The organism is Terrabacter carboxydivorans (assembly GCF_039532035.1).
GTDB classification, from domain to species: Bacteria; Actinomycetota; Actinomycetes; order Actinomycetales; family Dermatophilaceae; genus Terrabacter; species Terrabacter carboxydivorans.
In genome coordinates this window covers 1-15,810 of the sequence record NZ_BAAARE010000010.1, presented here as the reverse complement: position 1 = coordinate 15,810, position 15,810 = coordinate 1, and the positions used below count along the sequence as shown (strand labels likewise).

Below are 15,810 nucleotides of genomic sequence, written 5' to 3'. Positions count from 1 at the left end.
GCTAGGCGTCGGTCTCCGGCCGGGTGGGCTCGGGCTGCGCGGGCACGGGCGGGATGCGCAGCCCCGGCGGCCCCGAGCCGTGCTCGTGCTCGTACCACGCGGCATACGCGGCGACGGCGGTCGGCAAGGTGGGGAAGATGTTGTCGGTGCCGACCTCGTCGATGAAGCCGCCTGCGTCGAGCGAGGCCCGCATGTCCTCCTTGACCCGCGCCATCGTGAAGCGGATGTCCCGGCCGGCGAGCGTCGAGCGCAGCGTCTCGAGCGCGTCGACGGCCGTCAGGTCGACCTCGGTGTTGGCCTCGGAGTTGAGCAGGAACCACTCGACGTGGCCGAGGCGCGACGCGGCGTCGACGACCTCGAGCGCACGCGTGACGAAGTCGTCGGAGTTGGCGAAGAAGAGCGGGGAGTCGTAGCGGTAGACGACGAGCCCGGGCACCTGGACGGCGTTCGGGTGGTCGTCGATGTCGTGCATGCCGGCGACGTCGGGCACGTAGCCGAGCACCCCGTCGTGCGGGTGGACGATGCGCCGCAGCAGGTCGAGCACCGACAGGGCGATGGCTGCGCCGATGCCCGGCAGCACGCCGAAGAGCAGCACCGCGGCCGTCGTCGCGAGCGCCAGCACGAGCTCGCTGCGCCGGAAGGCCGCGATCCGCCGCAGCTCGGCGACGTCGACGAGCCGGATCGCCGCGAAGACCACGACCGCGCCCAGGGCCGCCGTCGGGAAGGCGCCGATGACGGGCCCGAGCCACAGCAGCGTCGCGACGACGATGACGAGGGAGACGAGGGAGTGCAGCTGGGTGCGCGAGCCCATGGCGTCGGCGATGACGGTGCGGCTGCCGCTGGAGCTGATCGGGAAGCCCTGGAGCAGGCCGGAGGCGACGTTGGCCCCGCCGAGCGCGAGGAACTCCTGGTCGCTGTCGATGCTGTCGCGGTGACGGGAGGCGAAGGCGCGCCCGGTCAGCACGTTGTCGGAGTAGGCCACGACCGCCACCCCGAGCGCCGCCGGCAGCAGCGCCCACACGTCGACGTCGGCGACGTTCGGCAGCCGCACCGCCGGCAGCCCCTGCGGCACCGCGCCGACGACGTGGACCCCGACCCGCTCGACGAGCCCGAGCACCGCGACGACGACGGTCGCGCCGAGCATGGCGATGAGCGGACCGGGCCAGTGGGGCGCGAACCGCTGGAACGCGAAGAGCGCGGCGAGCACCCCGAGCGCCAGCCACAGCGTCGGCAGGTGGACGTCGCCGAGGTGCGTGACGGCATACCTCAGCTCCTGGAGGAAGGAGTCCCCGACGACCTTCAGCCCGGTCACCTTGCCGATCTGGCTGACGACCATGAGCGCCGCGATGCCCGCCATGTAGCCGACGAGGACGGGCTTGGAGAGCAGGTCGGACAGGAAGCCGAGCCGCGTCACGAAGCCGACGAGGCAGAGGAGCCCGACGGCGATCGCGAGGAGCGCGGCCATCTCCTGGCGCATCGCGAGTCCGCCGCCCGCGGTCACGAGCGCTCCCACCCCGGCCGCGGTCATGAGGGCGGTCGTCGACTCGGGCCCGACCGACAGCTGCCGCGACGAGCCGAGCAGGGCGTAGACGAGCAGCCCCGGCCCGACCGCCCACAGGCCGGTCACCGCGGGCAGGCCGGCCACCTCGGCATACGCGAGCACCTGGGGCACGAGGTAGGCGGCGACCGTGATCCCGCCGAGCACGTCGCCGCGCAGCCACACCCGGTCGTAGCGGCGCAGCACCGCGACGCCGGGGAGCAGCCGCTCCCACCGCGCCCGTCCCAGCCGTTCCGTCGGACCCGCCGTCACGCGACGAACGTACGCGAGGACGTATGCCGTCAGGCCCGTTTCGCGCCCAACGCCTCGAGGACGTCGTCCACCGACTCGACGACGGGCACGCCCTCGGGCACCGCCGGCCGGCGGACGACGACGACGGGCACGTCGAGGTCGTGCGCGGCCACCAGCTTGGCCTCGGTGAGCGCGCCGCCTGAGTCCTTGGTCAGCAGCACGTCGACCTGCCGGCTCTCGAGCAGGTCGCGCTCGGAGGCGTAGGGGTAGGGGCCGCGGGCGCGGAGCACCTCCCACGACGCGGGCACGTCCCAGTCGGGCGGGTCGACGACGCGGGCCAGGACGTAGCGGTCGTCCCACGCGGCGAAGGTCTCGAGCTGCTGCCGGCCGGTCGTGAGGAAGGGCCGGACCCCGAGCCGCTCGGCCGCGACGCGGGCGCCCTCGACGTCGTCGACCCAGGTGAACGTCGACGCGAGCGGGTGGCGCGTCCACCCGGGACGCTGGAGCCGCACCAGCGGGACCCCGACCCGCTGGCAGGCCCGCACCGCATGGTCGGTGATGCGGGCGGCGAAGGGGTGCGTCGCGTCGACGACGTGGTCGAAGGACCCGTCGACGTAGGCGGCGAGACCGTCCACGCCGCCGAAGCCGCCCGTGCGCACCTCCCCAACCGGCAGGGCCGGCGCACTCACCCGGCCCGCGAGGCTCGACACGACGTCGTCCCCCCGGTCGACGAGGCGTGCCGCGAGGTCGCGGGCCTCCCCGGTGCCTCCGAGGACGAGGACGCGCACGCTCAGGCGGGGATGCGCAGGCGGCGCGTCATCTCGCCGACGGCGACGGTGATCGAGTGGCCGAGGTGCACGCAGGGGCCGTTGATCTCGTTCTGCTGGCTGCCGCCGAGCCCGACGACGACCTCGGGGTGGGTGCGCCCGACGGTGTCGACGATCTCCTGGGCGGCGGTGATGTCGATGTTGCGCGGCACGGCCATGACCATCCCGGCGGCGTGGCGGGCCTCGATGGCACGCACCCACTCGTCGGCAGGCAGGTCGGCCCCCACGTAGACGGTGGCGAACCCGGCCCGGCGCGCGGCCACGGCGAACGCGAGCAGTCCGAGCTCGTGACGGGCCCCCGGCGGCAGGCCGATGAGCAGGGTCGGGCCGTCGACGCGGCCGGACGCGGCCTCGTAGGCGGCCGCGAGACGCCGCTGCACGGCATACGAGACGAGGTGCTCGCCCGCGACGGTGAGGCGGCCGTGGGCCCACTCCTCGCCGACGAGCTTGAGCGTGGGCATGAGCCAGTCGTCGACGACGTGCTCGAAGGTGCCGAGGGCGAAGCGGGCGTCGAGGACGGCCGTAGCCGACGCCGAGTCGAGGCGCTCGGCGGCGCGCACGAAGGCCTCGGCGTCCTCGGACTGGTAGCGCCCGCCGGGGCGCAGCGGGGCGACCCGGGCGCCGCGGCCCTCTCGCTCGAGGCGGCCCGAGCCGTTGTCGCGACCGGCGAGGTCGCGGCTGGAGAGTCGGCGGGTCGTCTCGGCGGCCGCCTCGCGGGCGGACCACCCCTCGTTGACGAGGGAGTTCATGATGGCGAGGGCGCGCACGTCCTCGGGGCCGTAGAGGCGGTAGCCGCCGTCGGAGCGCTGGGGGCTGACGACGCCGTAGCGGCGCTCCCAGGCCCGGAGGGTGGCGACGCTGATGCCGGTCAGCTCAGCGGCACGTTTGATGGTGTACATCGGCTACCCCAACCTGCTCAAGGCGTCTCGCATGCCCTGCTCGGCCTCGTCACCGAGCTTCTTGAAGGCCGGCGCGAGCAGGGGCGCGACGAGCTTGGCCACACCCTTGAACTCGAAGTCGGCGCGGTAGGTGACGGTGGTGCCCTCGCCCGCACCGTCACCGGTGCCCGTCATGGTGCGCACGAAGGTCATGGTGTCCTGGGCGACCACTGTCGCGTTCTCGCCGCGGAGCGCGAACCGCTCGCCCGGCACGTGCTCGACGACGAGGTAGTCGAGCTCGGTCTCGCGGCCGAGGAACTTCGAGACGTTGTGGTAGCGCGTGCCGAGGCCGCCGTCTCCGGCGACCCGTTCGGTGCGCACCGTGCCCGGGTCCCACTCGGTCGTGTTGGTGAAGTCGCTGAGGTACGCGAACACGCGGTCGACGGGCTGTGCCACGGTGACGGTGCGCTCGATGTCCATGCCTTCTCCAACCTTTGACAGACCTTGAACAGCCACTCTACGGTGTGGACGAAGGATGGACAACGAGCACCACGCATGCTGTCCTCCGACAATCCGGTCGGGGCTCCGCGCCGAAGCACACGGGACCACATCAGCCAGGAGGCCTCGGTGACTCGACCGAACCGAAACGACAGCACCCGACCCACCGCAGCCGTCATCGGCGCCGGGGTCTCGGGACTGACCGCAGCCCACGTGCTGAGCAGGACCCACGACGTGACGCTCTACGAGAGCGACAGCCGCCTCGGAGGGCACGCCCACACGCACGACGTCGCCGGCCGCGACGGCAGCCTGCGCATCGACAGCGGTTTCATCGTCCACAACGAGAAGACGTACCCGCACCTGCTCCGGCTCTTCCGCGAGCTCGACGTGCCCACCCAGCCCACCGAGATGAGCATGAGCATCACGTGCGAGGGCTGCGGCCTGTCGTATGCCGGTGGGCGCGGCGCCAAGGGCATGTTCGCCCAGAAGCGCCGCCTCCTCGACCCGCGGTTCGTCAAGATGCTGAGCGACGTCCCGCGTTTCCACAAGGCCGCGCACGCCCTGCTGGCCGACGAGTCGCAGAACCCGACGTGGGGCGAATTCCTTGCCGCACAGGGCTTCTCCGACTACTTCGTGCGCCACTTCGCCATCCCGCTCGTCGCCTGCGTGTGGTCGTGCGGCGACCTCGACGCGACGTCCTACCCGGCCCGCCACCTCTTCCGGTTCCTCGACCACCACGGCATGCTGACGGTGACGGGTTCGCCGACCTGGCGCACCGTCACCGGCGGGTCGGCCACCTACGTCGACCGGCTCGTCGCACGACTGCCCGACGTGCGCAAGGAGAGCCCGGTGACCGCGGTGACGAGGCACGACGACGGCGTCGACGTACTCGTGCGCGACGGCCAGACGGCGACGTTCGACCGCGCCGTCGTCGCCACGCACGCCGACTCGGCGCTCGAGCTGCTCGCCGACGCGACGCCCGACGAGAAGCGTGACCTGTCGGCGATCCGCTACTCCCGCAACGAGACCTGGCTGCACCGTGACTCCTCCGTGCTGCCCCGCCCGCGCGAGGCCAAGGCCTCGTGGAACTACCGCATGCACGCCTGCGACGCGCCGGCCCCCGACGTCACGGTCAGCTACTGGATGAACCGGCTGCACGGCATCACCGACGGCGACGACCACGTCGTGTCGCTCAACCCGGCCGGCACCGTCGACGAGTCGCTCGTGACGGCGCGCATGTCCTACGACCACCCGATCTTCACGCAGGAGGCCGTCGAGGCCGCGGAGCGCCTGCGCGGCGCCGGCGGCGACCGCCTGGCCTTCGCCGGTGCACACCTCGGCTGGGGCTTCCACGAGGACGGGTGCCGCTCGGGCGTGCACGCCGCCGAGTCCTTCGGGGTGCGCTGGTGACGGCGGTCCTCACGCCGCCGCGGGTGCCGGCGCTCGTCGACGGCACCGTGGCGCACTCGCGCCGCACGCCGCTGCACCACTCCTTCACCCACGGCCAGTACCAGTGGCTCGTCGACATCGACGAGCTGCCCCGACTCCCTTGGCCGGCAAGGCTGCTCGCACGATTCGATGCGCGCGACCACCTCGACGGCGGTCGGCTCGGCGGGGGCATCCGGGGTGACGTCGAGCGGTTCCTCGCCGCGCGTGGCGTGACCCTGGGCGCCGACGACCGGGTGCTCATGCTCGCCAACGCGCGGGTGCTCGGCCACACCTTCGACCCGCTCAGCGTCTTCTGGTGCCTCCGCCCCGACAGCACGCTGCTGGCGGTCGTCTTCGAGGTGCACAACACCTACGGCGAGCGCCACGCCTACCTCCTCGACGTCGAGGACGACGGCACGGCGACCGTCGCCAAGGCCTTCTACGTCTCGCCCTTCAACGACACGAGCGGGGAGTATGCCGTCCGCCTCGTCCTCGCCCCCGACGCCGTCGCGGTGACCGTGGGCCTCGACCGCGGCGGCGAACGCATCATGACCGCGGTCACCCGCGGCACCCCCGAACCCGCCACCACCCGCTCCCTGCTCCGACTCGTCCGCCGTCACGGCCTCATGACCCAGAGGGTGACGGCCCTGATCCGGGTACACGGCATACGACTGTGGTTGCGTCGCCTGCCCGTGATGCCCCGCCCCCACCACCCCGAGGAGGCCGTCCGATGACCGCCCAGTCCGCCCCGTCCGTCCAGTCGCCCGTCTCGCCGACGCTGTCGATGGCCCAGCCCATCTGCCTGCGCCGGCCGAGCCTGCGGGTCCTCTGCGTCCGCGCCCGCCTGGCCCGCAGCATCCTCGCGCAGGTCGCCAAGCGCGTCCCCGTCGACGTCGTCATGCCCGACGGGTCGCTGCTCGGCGGCGGCACGCGCCAGGCCGACCGTCCCGGTCTGGAGATCGTGCGGCCGACCGCCCTCTTCGAGCGGCTCGCGCACCACCCGAAGATCGGCATCGGCGAGGCCTACATGGCCGGCGACTGGAAGGCCGCCGAGGGCACCGACCTCGCCGAGCTGCTCATGCCGTTCGCCGAGCGGATGACGACGGCGGTTCCCGGGGGCTGGCTGCGGCTGCGCGGCTTCGTCGACCGCCGCATCCCGACGATCCAGAACAACTCGCTGCTCGGCTCTCGCCGCAACATCGAGGCGCACTACGACCTGTCCAACGACCTCTTCGCGACGTTCCTCGACGAGACGATGAGCTACAGCTCGGCGATCTTCGACGAGGACCAGCCGCTGCGCACGCAGTCCTTCGAGGAGGCCCAGCTGCGCAAGGTGCACGCGATCCTCGACATGGCCAAGGTCGGCCAGGACAGCCGCGTCCTCGAGATCGGCACCGGCTGGGGCACGCTCGCCCTCGAGGCCGCCCGCCGCGGCGCCACGGTCACGAGCGTCACGCTCTCCAAGGAGCAGGCGGCGCTGGCCCGTCAGCGCATCGCCGACGCCGGCTTCGCCGACACGGTCGACATCCGCATCCAGGACTACCGCGAGGTCGAGGGCGTCTACGACGCGGTCGTCAGCGTCGAGATGATCGAGGCCGTCGGCGAGGAGTACTGGGAGACCTACTTCCGCACCATCGACGAGCGCCTCGCGCCCGGGGGCATCGCCGCGATCCAGGCGATCCTCATGTCGCACGAGCGGCTCATGGCCACGAAGCACTCCTACGGCTGGATCCAGAAGCACATCTTCCCCGGCGGCCTCATCCCGAGCCTGCAGGCGATGAGCGAGACGACCGACGCCGCGACGACGCTGCGGATGTCGGCCGTCGAGGCCTTCGGCACCGACTACGCCGAGACGCTGCGCCGTTGGCGCGAGACGTTCCTCGCCCGCTGGTCCGAGGTCAACGCGCTCGGCTTCGACGAGACGTTCCGCCGCAAGTGGGAGTTCTACCTCGCCTACTGCGAGGCCGGCTTCGCGACGGGCTACCTCGACGTCGCCCAGGTCCGCTTCGAGCGTGAGGGTGCCGCGGCCGCGGCCTCGTGATGGCAGCGGCCTCGACGTCGATCCTGTGGTTCCGGCGCGACCTGCGCCTGAACGACCACCCGGCGCTGCTCGCGGCCGTCGACTCGGCCTCGCACGTGCTGCCGGTCTTCGTGCTCGACCCGCGGCTGCTCGAGCACGACACGCCCCGCACCCGACGGCTCCTTGCCTCGGTGGCGGCGCTGTCGAAGGACACCCGGGGCGCCCTCGTCATCCGCCACGGTGACCCGGTCGAGGTCATCCCGGCGCTCGCGAAGCAGGTCGGCGCGACGCACGTGCACGTCTCGCGCGAGACGACGCCCTACGGCCGCCGCCGCGACGAGGCCGTCGAGAAGGCGCTCGCGGACGACGGGCGTGAGCTCGTCGCGACCGGGTCGCCGTATGCCGTGGGGCCCGGTCGCATCGTCAACCAGTCCGGCTCGCCGTACAAGGTCTTCACGCCGTTCTCCAAGGCGTGGCACCAGCACGGCCGGCCGGCGCCCGCCGCGCGGCCCAAACGGATCCCGTGGCTGCGCGACGACGTGCACAGCGACCCGCTGCCGAAGGTGGACTCCGACCTCGAGGCCGGCGAGTCGGCCGCGCTGAAGCGGTGGGAGAGCTTCCTGCGCGACGGGCTGACGGCATACGACAAGGAACGCGACCGACCCGACCTCGACACGACCTCGCGGCTGTCGGCGCCCCTGAAGTACGGCGAGATCCACCCGCGCACGATCCTCGCCGACATCGCCGCCCACTCGGCCGGTCGGTCGCAGGCGGCGAACACCTATGTCACCGAGCTGATCTGGCGCGAGTTCTACGCCGACGTGCTGTGGCACCAGCCGGACTCGGCGTGGCACGACCTTCGGGGCGAGCTCGCGAAGCTGCCCTACGACTCCGGCGCCGAGACCGACCGGCTCGTCGACGCCTGGCGCGAGGGTCGCACCGGCTACCCCATCGTCGACGCGGGCATGCGCCAGCTGCTCGAGGAGGGCTGGATGCACAACCGGGTGCGGATGATCACCGCCAGCTTCCTGACCAAGGACCTCCACGTGTGGTGGCCCGTCGGTGCGCAGCACTTCCTCGACCACCTGATCGACGGCGACATCGCCAGCAACAACCACGGCTGGCAGTGGGTCGCAGGCACCGGGACCGACGCCTCGCCGTACTTCCGGGTCTTCAACCCGGTGACGCAGGGCAAGAAGTTCGACCCCGACGGCGACTACGTCCGGCGCTGGGTGCCCGAGCTGCGCCACCTGTCGGGCAGCGCCGCGCACGAGCCGTGGAAGCACGACAACGGGTATGACGAGAAGTATCCCCAGCCGGTCGTCGACCACGACGACGAGCGCAAGGAGACCCTGGCCCGCTACGAGCGCGCCCGAGGCTAGGAGAGCAGATGCGGGGCCCCGTGACCGAGCTGCGCGCCTTCGTCAACGCGGCGCTCATCGAGAAGGTCGACCGCGACCACCACGACCCCGACGACGTCTTCCGGCGCCGCCAGGTCGTCGTCGCCGTCACCTTCGTCGTCGGCAGCGCGGTGCTGGCCTGGGCGCTCCGGATCACGCCGGGCGACCCGATCTTCTACGTCGCGACGCTCGCGCTGGCCGCGGTGTGGCTCGTGGGCGCGCTGCTGTCCGGGCCGCTGCACGCCGGGTGGGGTCACACGCGTCGTGGCGAGCCCGCCCGGCCCATCGTGCAGTCCCTCGTGCTCGGGGTGCTGCTCCTGCTCGTCTTCCTCGTCGGCGCGCTCGTCGTCGCACGCATCCCCGTGCTGCGCGAGCCGGTCGACCAGCTGCTCGACCACGCCCGGTTCGGCGCCTTCGCGGCGGTGCTCGCCATCACGTTCGTCAACGGCGTCGTCGAGGAGCTCTACTTCCGCGGCGCCCTGTATGCCGCGCTGCCCCGCCACCAGGTGACCCTGACGACGCTGCTCTACGCCCTGACCACCGTCGGCAGCGGGATCCCGCTGCTCGTGCTCGCCGCCGCCGTCATCGGTCTCGTGACCGCGCTGCAGCGCCGCGTCACCGGCGGCTTCCTCGGGCCGATCATCACGCACGTCGTGTGGTCGACCGGGATGCTCGTCCTCCTCCCACCCGCCCTCGAGCTGACCAGGTGATCCGATGACCTCCTCCCGCACCGCCCTCGTGACCGGAGCCTCCGGCTACATCGGGGGGCAGGTCGTGCCGCGGCTGCTCGACGAGGGCTGGACGGTGCGCGTGCTGACCCGCCGCCGCAGCTCGATGGACGGCAAGCCGTGGGCCGACCGCGTCGAGGTCGCCGAGGGTGACGTCGGCTCGGCCGACGACATGCGCCGCGTGCTCGAGGGGGTCGACGCCGCCTGGTACCTCGTGCACTCGATGGACGACAAGCCCGACTTCGCCGAGCGTGACCGTGAGGCGGCCACGATCTTCTCCGAGGCGGCCAAGGATGCCGGCGTCTCGCGCATCGTCTACCTCGGCGGGCTGCACCCCGACGACGAGGTGCTCTCGCCGCACCTGGCCTCGCGGGTCGAGGTCGGTCGCATCCTGCTCGACTCGGGCGTGCCCACCGCCGTGCTCCAGGCTGCGGTCGTGCTCGGCGACGGGTCGGCGTCGTTCGACATGCTGCGCTACCTCACGACCCGCCTGCCGGCGATGGTCGCGCCGAAGTGGCTCGACAACAAGATCCAGCCGATCGCCATCGACGACGTCGTGACGCTGCTCGTCGGCGCCGGCAGCCTGCCCTCCGAGGTCAACCGTACCTTCGACATCGGTGGTCCCGAGGTGCTGACCTACCGCGAGATGATCGGGCGCTTCTCCGACGCCACGGGCCGCCGCCGTCCCGTCGTCGTGACCGTGCCGGTGCTGACGCCGCGCCTCGCGAGCCACTGGGTCGGGCTGGTCACGCCGATCTCCGCGGGCCTGGCCAAACCGCTCGTCGGCAGCCTCGTCCACGAGGTCGTCGCCAAGGAGAACGACCTCGTCGGCTACGTCGACGTGCCGGGGGGCTTCATCGACTTCGACACCGCCGTGCGCTCGGCGATGCGCACCGCCAAGCCCGACACCGCGATGCGCAACCTCGCCCTGACGAGTGCCGCGACGGTGGCGACCGTCGCCGTGGGCACCCTTGCCACCAAGCCGGACTCGGCGTGGTACCGCTCGCTCGACCTGCCTGAGTGGCAGCCGCCCACGATCGCCTTCCCGGTCGTGTGGACCGCGCTCTACGCCGACATCGCGGCGAGCTCGGCGACCGCGCTCAACGCGTACGACAAGGCCGGCGACACCGAGGGACGCGACGCGTACCTCAAGGCGTTCGGCACCAACCTCGCGCTCAACGCGGCCTGGAGCGTCCTCTTCTGGCGCTCCCGCCGGCCGTGGGTCGCCGCGGCCGAGGCCGCCCTGCTCACCGCGAGCTCGGCCGACCTGGCCCGACGCGCGGGCATCGCGAGCAAGGGGGCCGGGATCGCCCTGTCGCCGTATGCCGCGTGGTGCGGTTTCGCGACCGCCCTCTCGACCGCGATCGCGCGCCGCAACGCCTGACGCTCCCGCTCAGAGCCACCAGCAGTCGGAGACCTGCGGGAGGCCGGCGACGCGCGCCTCGAGAAAGGCGTACTCCTTCGCGAACGACGGCACCGCTCCCCCGACGTGCGTGGGCGTGACGTTGGCCGAGAACGCGACGTTCGCCCCGCGGGCGCACCAGTCGTGCGCGAGGCCGCGCCCCACGGCATACGGGATGACGTCGTCGAGCACCGAGTGCGTGAGCAGGACGGGCACGGTGGGCTCGAGGCGGCCGATGCGCTGGTCGGCGATGATCGAGCGGAACGGCTCGGTGGCCGCGAGCTCGGTCAGGGATCGGCCGTCCTTCGTGAGGTCGCTCGAGCGCGTGAAGGCGTGCAGGGCGATGGACTCCCCGACGCACTCGCCCTCGACCGCGTGGATGACCGACGTGCCGCGGTCGTTCAGGACGGTGCCGAGGTCGAGGCCGTAGGCGGCGGCCTGGCCGGCGACGGCGTAGAGCGCGAAGGCGGAGTAGAGGCTGCCGTCGAGGTGGGCGGCCACGGCACCCAGCTCGGCGGGGACGGCTCCGGCCACGGCACCCTTGAGCTCCAGCTCGGGCGCGTAGGTCGGCGCGAGCTCGGCGGCGGCTGCGCTCGCGCCGCCGCCCTGGCTGTAGCCGGCGAGCATGACGGGGCCGGCCGTGGGCAGGCCCGAGCCGGGCAGCCGCTGGGCTGCACGGACCATGTCGAGGACGGCGTGGGCCTGCGCCGCGCGGACCATGTAGGTGTGGGTGCCGGGCGTACCGAGGCCCTGGTAGTCGGTCATCGCGACGGCGTAGCCGCGGGCGAGCAGGCCTGAGATGAAAGCACCTTCGTACTCAGACCCCGCGGCGAGCTGTCGGCTCGGCGCACACTGGTCGCCCATGCCCTGCGTACCCGCGGCGTAGCCGATGACGGGACGCTGCCCCTTGCCGACCCACGGGACCGGCGGGACGAGGACCGTGCCGGTGACTGCGATCGGGGCTCCCGTGCGGTCGCGGGTGGCATACATGACGCGCGTCGCGTGCGCGGTCGAGCGGATCGTTCTCGCCGGGTCGAGGTAGAAGATCATGGCCTCGGACCTCAGCACCGTGCCGGGCGCTGCAGCGACGGACGGAGGCGGGTCGTAGAACCCGTCCGCGCGGGCTGTCGTGACCGGTGCCATGACGGCCGCCGCCAGGGCGAGGACGAGCACCCCCACGACGCGTCGGGTCCGGGGCAGGCGGTGGGTCGAACGCAGCATGACGGCGTGCTCCTCGAGGCAGGCAGGCGGCGTCGGTGGCGCCCACTGGCCAGTAACCTACTGGCGGTAACCACGGCTGTCGCGCCGAGCGGGCGCCGGCCAAGAGACCGATCACATCGTCTTCGGCCGTCTAGCGCTCGTCCGATACGTGCCCATACGGGGATCGACACCTGCCGTGACGGGTGATCTGTCCGAGGCCCGTCCGGGGGTCAGACCGGGTCAGGCCGGGGCGGGCCAAGTCAGGCCGGGGCGGGCTGACGGGTGAAGGCGCGACGGTAGGCGACAGGTGGAATCCCGATCTCGCGCTGGAAGTGGTGGCGCAGGACGGCGGCGGTGGCGAAGCCGCTCTCACGGGCGATGCGCTCGATGTCGAGGTCGGTGGACTCGAGCAGGTGGCGGGCCCGGAGCACTCGCTGGCTCGTCAGCCACTTGTGCGGCGTGGTGCCGACCTCGGCGGTGAACCGCCGCGCGAACGTCCGCTCGGACATGGCCGCCCGGCGGGCGAGGGTCGGGATCGAGTGCTCCTCGTCGAGGTGCTCGGCGACCCACTCCATGACGTCCTGCAGCCCCTCGCACGGCTCGGACGGGACCGGCGTCTCGACGAACTGGCGCTGACCGCCGGAGCGGTGGGGCGGGACGACCATCCGGCGCGCGATGCGGGTGGCGACCTCCGAGCCGAGCTCGGTGCGCACGAGGTGCAGGCACGCGTCGATGCCGGCCGCGGTGCCGGCGCTCGTCAGGACCGGGCCGTCCTCGACATAGAGGACGTCGAGGTCCACGCAGGCCCGCGGGTGCTCGTCGGCCAGGCGGGCGGCATACCTCCAGTGGGTCGTGCACTCGCGTCCCTCGAGCAGGCCGGCCGCGCCGAGCTGGAAGGCGCCCGAGCAGACGGAGAGCACGCGTCCGCCGCCGGCGGCGTTGTGTCGCAGGATGTCGAGCACGTCCGGGTCGTAGGGGCCGTCGACGGCGCCGCCCGGGATGGCGACGAGGTCGACGCCGCGGGCGGCCTCGAGGGGGAACGGGGCGACGATGCTCATGCCGCTCGTCGTGCGCAGCACCTCGCCCGGCCGGGCCGAGCAGACCCGGAAGTCGAAGGCCGGGACGCCGTCGTCGGTGCGGTCGATGCCGAAGACCTCGCACAGCACGCCGAGCTCGAACATGGCGACGGGCTCCTGGGCGATCACGGCGATGGTGCGCAGCATCCCGTCAGCATGCCAGCACTGGCAGGATGTTGTCGAACGTCGACAGTTCTGCCACTCGTGGCGGGATCCTGATGAGCGCAGGCTTTCTGCCATGGACATCATCTTCTTCATCGCCATGATCGTCGCTCTCGTCGCAGCCCTCGGGCCGCACCACCGCCGTACCTTCTCGTTGCCACGGGCCCCGTTCGGTGCCGATGCCGAGCTGGACCGGGACATCGACCGGGTGCTCCACGACGCGCCGCTGGCGCACGACACCCGCGTCGCCCACTGAGGCTCGGCGCTCGCCGGCCGATCGCGCCGCACGAGCGACCTCGGCCAGGGGCGCCCGACCCGGACGTCGGACCCGGATGGAAGGCTCGGGTGCATGACGACCTCTCCCGCCCCCGCCGTCGGCCGACTCGCCTCCGTGTCGCTCGACTGCCCGGACCCGTCCGTGCTCGCCGACTTCTACGGCGCACTGCTCGGCCTGCCGCGCGCCTACGAGAGCCCGGACGGAGGTGTCGTGTCGCTGTCCGACGGCGGCATCGCCGTCACGATGATGCGGGCCGCCGACCACGTGCGGCCGACCTGGCCGGAGCCGGGCCAGCAGCAGCAGCTGCACCTCGACATCCTCGTCACCGACCTCGACGACGCGGTGGAGCGGTCGATCGCCCTCGGCGCCAACGAGGCCGCCCACCAGCCGGCGCCGTCGGCCTGGCGAGTGCTGCTCGACCCGGTCGGGCACCCCTTCTGCCTGACGACCGTCACCGGCGACTGACCGGCCAGCCGCCTCCACCCGCACCCGCCCCTCAGAACGGCGGCGGATCGCCCGGCGGGGAGCCGGGTGAGACGTCCCGGGTCGGCCCGGACCCGGGCCCGCGCAGCGGCCCGCGCCAGTCCTTGGGATAGGTGATGTACTCGCGGCCGGCGAGAGAGGTCCACGAGATCCCCTCGTCGGCCACGCGCCGGACGTTCCAGACCCGAGAGGTCTTGCCGTTGTGGCAGCCGCGACTCAGGGAGTCGAGGTTGGAGACGTGCGTGCGCCCGGTTGGCCACGGCTGGAGGTGGTCGACGTCGCACCGGTCGGCCGGGACCTGGCACCCCGGGCCACGGCAGACGCCGTCGACCGCCTTGACGTGGGCGACCATCTCGGGCGTCGGGAGGTAGCGCTCGGTCGAGAGCTCCAACGCGCGTCCGGTGTCGACGTCGGCGGCCAGTCGCTGCCAGACGGACCCCGGGGCCGTCATGATCTGGCGGGCGTGCGCGGCCGTGACCCAGCCGTGGCCGGTCAGCTCACACGGAGCATCCGAGAGCCCTGCGGCGACCTCGAAGGGGACGACGATGCGCACCGCCGCAGGCGGGGCGTCCGACAGGCCGGACCAGCTCGCAGACCCGGCGGACCCTGCAGACCGGTCTCCCTCGGGCTCCGCGACAGCCCCGAAGAGGACGAGGTCGCAGAGCAGGTCGCTGCGCAGCTGGTCGAGGGTGCGGGCGTCGCGGGCGGCACGCGCGGCCCGTGCCATCGCGTCGACCCGGTCGAGGACGCCGACGACCCGCTCGGCCGGAGCGACGACCGTGAAGGTGCCCATGCCGTCCTCGACCAGACGGCCGAAGACCGTGCGCCTGGCCGTGGCAGCCTGACGACGCTCCTCATGGCCGCGCGGGTCGGCGGCACGCACGCAGCGCCGCAACCGCTCGCCGAAGAGACGGTGAGAGGAGATCGACCCGTCGCGAGCCGGCGCGAGGACGGTCGCCTCGAGATCGGGGAGGGCGTCATCGGCGAGCATCCTCGTCTCGACGACGATGCGCAGCGCCCGGTGCAGGCTGACCGACCCCGCGCGCAGCCGCTCGCGCAGGACTCGGTGCCGCCGGGGCGCCGTCGCCAGCTCGAGCCGGCGTGCGACCTCTGCGGCACCCACTCCGGTCGCGCACGCGACCTCCTGCGTCACGACCTGGTGAGCCGTGATGGGCACGGGCGAGCTCGTGACGAGCTGGGAGAGGTGCTGCTCCTCGACGGAGTGCAGAGCGGCGTACGCGTCGACGATCCGGCCCTCGAGGCGGGCCTTGTGCACCTCGAGGCGCTCGATCTGCGAGAGCACCGCCTCGGCCTCGTCGAGGAGGGAGAGCGGTGGGCGCGGCTCGGGCCGCACCCTCGGAACCTGCCTGGACCCCGACCTCGCGTGGCTCAGCAGCCAGACGATACGCGGGTTGATCCCGCCGTCAGTCGCATCGGAAGCCGAGCGCCCGGAGTCGAGGAATGGCACGAACTCACTCCTCCCACCCGGGTCGCCGACTCCTCAAGTAGAACACATGTTCTGCATATCTGCTTAGGTGAAGTAGCCTTTGTGGATGACCGCGAATCCGATTCGGGGGCAGGACTACCCAGCGACGTACCAGCAGCTGCTCGAGTGGTTCCCGGACAACCAGTCATGTCTGGA

15 protein-coding genes are annotated in these 15,810 nt (G+C 72.4%); 8 read left to right on the top strand and 7 right to left on the bottom strand.

What is annotated here, in order from left to right; translation table 11 throughout:
* Position 1: 1 nt before the first annotated feature.
* Genes ABD297_RS12045 through ABD297_RS12030 form a run of 4 tightly spaced genes read right to left on the bottom strand, consistent with a single transcriptional unit; the run spans position 2 to position 3,974 of the window.
* Positions 2–1,810, bottom strand: coding sequence for a SulP family inorganic anion transporter (locus tag ABD297_RS12045; protein WP_344255181.1), 1,809 nt, complete (start codon positions 1,808–1,810; stop codon positions 2–4).
* Between the two features lie 29 nt (positions 1,811–1,839).
* Positions 1,840–2,577 (bottom strand): cobalt-precorrin-6A reductase, encoded by a 738-nt coding sequence (locus ABD297_RS12040; RefSeq protein WP_344255180.1) that lies wholly within the window; start codon positions 2,575–2,577, stop codon positions 1,840–1,842.
* Positions 2,578–2,579: 2 nt separating this feature from the next.
* Positions 2,580–3,515, bottom strand: coding sequence for a MerR family transcriptional regulator (locus ABD297_RS12035; RefSeq protein WP_344255179.1), 936 nt, complete (start codon positions 3,513–3,515; stop codon positions 2,580–2,582).
* Positions 3,516–3,518: 3 nt separating this feature from the next.
* Positions 3,519–3,974 (bottom strand): SRPBCC family protein, encoded by a 456-nt coding sequence (locus ABD297_RS12030; RefSeq protein WP_344255178.1) that lies wholly within the window; start codon positions 3,972–3,974, stop codon positions 3,519–3,521.
* 147 nt (positions 3,975–4,121) lie between these two features.
* Between ABD297_RS12030 and ABD297_RS12025 the strand changes: the two genes are divergently transcribed.
* From ABD297_RS12025 to ABD297_RS12000, 6 genes are read left to right on the top strand one after another with little or no spacing between them, the layout of a single operon-like run.
* On the top strand, positions 4,122–5,402 hold the full coding sequence (locus ABD297_RS12025; protein WP_344255177.1) for an NAD(P)/FAD-dependent oxidoreductase: 1,281 nt from the start codon (positions 4,122–4,124) through the stop codon (positions 5,400–5,402).
* Entirely contained in the window at positions 5,399–6,154 is a 756-nt protein-coding gene (locus ABD297_RS12020; RefSeq protein ID WP_344255176.1) for a DUF1365 domain-containing protein, read from the top strand. Before ABD297_RS12025 ends, ABD297_RS12020 begins: the two co-directional genes overlap by 4 nt.
* A complete protein-coding gene (locus tag ABD297_RS12015) occupies positions 6,151–7,461 on the top strand; it encodes a class I SAM-dependent methyltransferase (protein ID WP_344255175.1) in 1,311 nt (436 codons plus the stop codon). The genes ABD297_RS12020 and ABD297_RS12015 overlap by 4 nt, the downstream gene beginning before the upstream one ends.
* Positions 7,461–8,822, top strand: a complete 1,362-nt coding sequence (locus ABD297_RS12010; RefSeq protein WP_344255174.1) for a cryptochrome/photolyase family protein — start codon at positions 7,461–7,463, stop codon at positions 8,820–8,822. The genes ABD297_RS12015 and ABD297_RS12010 overlap by 1 nt, the downstream gene beginning before the upstream one ends.
* 8 nt (positions 8,823–8,830) lie before the next feature.
* Positions 8,831–9,550, top strand: a complete 720-nt coding sequence (locus tag ABD297_RS12005) for a CPBP family intramembrane glutamic endopeptidase (RefSeq protein WP_344255173.1) — start codon at positions 8,831–8,833, stop codon at positions 9,548–9,550.
* Positions 9,551–9,554: 4 nt separating this feature from the next.
* Positions 9,555–10,952 carry a tryptophan-rich sensory protein gene (locus ABD297_RS12000; protein WP_344255172.1) on the top strand — a complete coding sequence of 466 codons (1,398 nt, stop codon included), beginning with the start codon at positions 9,555–9,557 and terminating at the stop codon, positions 10,950–10,952.
* A 9-nt stretch (positions 10,953–10,961) separates the two neighbouring features.
* On the opposite strand, the gene ABD297_RS11995 is transcribed toward ABD297_RS12000, so the two are convergent.
* Both ABD297_RS11995 and ABD297_RS11990 read right to left on the bottom strand, forming a co-directional pair.
* On the bottom strand, positions 10,962–12,191 hold the full coding sequence (locus ABD297_RS11995) for a lipase family protein (RefSeq protein WP_344255171.1): 1,230 nt from the start codon (positions 12,189–12,191) through the stop codon (positions 10,962–10,964).
* A gap of 239 nt (positions 12,192–12,430) precedes the next feature.
* Positions 12,431–13,393, bottom strand: a complete 963-nt coding sequence (locus ABD297_RS11990) for a GlxA family transcriptional regulator (protein WP_344255170.1) — start codon at positions 13,391–13,393, stop codon at positions 12,431–12,433.
* 91 nt (positions 13,394–13,484) lie between these two features.
* On the opposite strand from ABD297_RS11990, the gene ABD297_RS11985 reads away from it, so the two are divergent.
* Positions 13,485–13,664, top strand: a complete 180-nt coding sequence (locus tag ABD297_RS11985) for a hypothetical protein (protein WP_344255169.1) — start codon at positions 13,485–13,487, stop codon at positions 13,662–13,664.
* 93 nt (positions 13,665–13,757) lie between these two features.
* Positions 13,758–14,150 (top strand): VOC family protein, encoded by a 393-nt coding sequence (locus tag ABD297_RS11980; RefSeq protein WP_344255168.1) that lies wholly within the window; start codon positions 13,758–13,760, stop codon positions 14,148–14,150.
* 31 nt (positions 14,151–14,181) lie between these two features.
* Here ABD297_RS11980 and ABD297_RS11975 read toward each other — a convergent pair whose 3' ends face one another.
* Positions 14,182–15,522: an HNH endonuclease signature motif containing protein gene (locus ABD297_RS11975; RefSeq protein ID WP_344255167.1), complete on the bottom strand. Its 1,341-nt coding sequence runs from the start codon at positions 15,520–15,522 to the stop codon at positions 14,182–14,184.
* Positions 15,523–15,810 lie beyond the last annotated feature (288 nt).